Source organism: Pseudomonas sp. (genome assembly GCF_037994325.1).
Lineage (GTDB): Bacteria > Pseudomonadota > Gammaproteobacteria > Pseudomonadales > Pseudomonadaceae > Aquipseudomonas.
Map to the genome: position 1 here is coordinate 1 of NZ_JBBNAH010000615.1, position 2,148 is coordinate 2,148.

General features: G+C 61.0%; 2 protein-coding genes. Both read right to left on the reverse strand.

Going from position 1 to position 2,148, the window contains the following annotated elements; genetic code table 11:
* Positions 1-9 precede the first annotated feature (9 nt).
* Positions 10-966, reverse strand: coding sequence for a DUF58 domain-containing protein (locus AAAB16_RS20465; protein ID WP_340664981.1), 957 nt, complete (start codon positions 964-966; stop codon positions 10-12).
* A gap of 5 nt (positions 967-971) precedes the next feature.
* A complete protein-coding gene (locus AAAB16_RS20470) occupies positions 972-1,889 on the reverse strand; it encodes an AAA family ATPase (protein WP_340664982.1) in 918 nt (305 codons plus the stop codon).
* Between the last annotated feature and the right edge of the window lie 259 nt (positions 1,890-2,148).

The window sequence follows — 2,148 nt, forward strand, 5'->3', positions numbered from 1 at the left end:
GCACGGCGCTCATCGTTTGTCCTCATCGCCAAACAGCGCCAACGCCCGCAAGCACGCCTCACGGTGGGTTTCGCCGCTGTCCGGGCCTAACTCCACGCCTGGCATGCGCAAAGCAAAAGACTGCTGACGCTCCGACAACGCCAGCACCCAATGGCACAGCAGCGACAGACGCATTTCGTTATCGCCCGCCAACTCGCTGAAATCCAACCACAGATCGCGCCCGGCCAATGCCGCGAAATCCTTGACCAGCAGACCATGGCCACGGGAATAGGCTTTCCAATGCAAACGCCGCTTGGAATCACCCGGCTGATAGGCTTTCAGCCCCTGATAATCATCGGCGCCCATGCCCAATACCCGCGCGCCCTGATCTTCGTCATCATCCTCACGGGCGCCGGCCGCCAGCGGCAACTCACCAGGGATGGGGCGTGGGTACACCAACAGAGCCTGGTCCAAGTCCACCAAACTCCAGGCGACCAAAATGCCCAACGGAAAGCGGCTTTCCACCCGCAAACGGCCCGGGCGCAGCCAACCACGGCGCAGCGCAGGCACGGTGACCTCGCACTCACTCATGCCATTGGCCGGTACGTCGTACTGCTGCAACGCCTGGGGCGGCCAGCCGAGAGCAATGGACTGATGGGCGCGGCCATTGCTGCTCAGGCGCACACGCAAGGTTGCCTGCTCGCCAACAAACACCGGGCTGCCGCCAGCCGCATGCAGCGTCAGGCTGGCTAGATTGCGATAGGTGTGCAGGATGGCGACGATAAACACTGCTGCCAGCAAAAACGTCAGGCCATAGGCCGGACTGTTCTGGTAGTTGACCCCCGCCATCAACATCAACAACAACGCCACGCCATAGGCCGCACCGATGCGCGTGGGGATAATAAAAATCCGCCGCTGGGTTAGCAGCACACTGTTGGCCGGCGGAATACGCCGTTGCAACCAGCGCTGCCAACGTTGTTTAAGCATTGCCATTACAGAGCGGGCACTTCGCGCAGCAACCACTGCACCAACGCGCCGCCGCCATGGCCGGCGGGGTCGGCGCGTTCACGTAAACGGTGGCCGACTACCGACGGCAATACCGCCTGCACATCCTCGGGAATCACATAATCGCGCTCGGCCAAAAATGCCCAAGCGCGGGCGGCAGCCAACAGCGCCAAGCTCGCCCGTGGCGACAAGCCCCAAGCAAACTGCGGCTGCGTGCGCGTGGCTTCCACCAGGCGCAACACATAGTCGACCAAGGCATCGCTGACCCGCACCTTGGGCACTTCGGCCTGCAACTCGGCGAGTTGTTGATGGCTCAGTACGGCGTCCAAACGCGGCAACATCTCGCGGCGCGCCTCGCCCAGTAGCAACGCTTTTTCCGCGGCCTTGGCGGGATAGCCTAGGGATAAACGCATCAGAAAACGGTCGAGCTGCGACTCTGGCAAAGCAAAGGTGCCGCCCTGGCTGACCGGGTTTTGCGTGGCAATCACAAAAAACGGCTCAGGCAACGGGCGGGTGGCGCCCTCGATGGTCACTTGGCCCTCCTCCATCGCCTCGAGCAACGCACTTTGGCTTTTCGGCGTGGCGCGGTTGATCTCATCGGCGAGCACCAACTCGGCAAAGATAGGGCCGGGGTGGAACACAAACAGGCCGCTGTCCTTATCAAACACCGAGGTGCCGAGGATGTCGCCGGGGAGTAAATCGGAGGTGAATTGAATACGTTGAAAGTTCAGGCCCAGCACATTGGCCAAGGCATGGCTCAGGGTGGTTTTGCCCATGCCGGGCAGGTCTTCAATCAGCAAATGGCCGCGGGCTAATAAACACGTCAGCGCCAAGCGGACTTGGGGTTCCTTGCCTAGCAGGATTTGATTGACGGCATCCAGGCAGGCGTTGAGTTTGGTTGGCATGTATTACCCCTTTGTGCGCGAACCCCGGATGCTACCGGGGTGGGCGGCGATGGCAAAGCGGTTGCAACCTTTGCTGACGTTTTTAGTGAGCCGGTTGTGCGCGGGGGCGCACTTAGCGGCAGATAACGCTCGGTAGGGTGTGCTGTGTGTTCAGCCGGGAGACATAGGTAACAGGTGTCGGGAGACATAGGTAACGCATTTAGGCTTAGGCAATCCTTCGAATCGGGAGATCGAGTGATGCCATGGTCGGAGCGAAGCA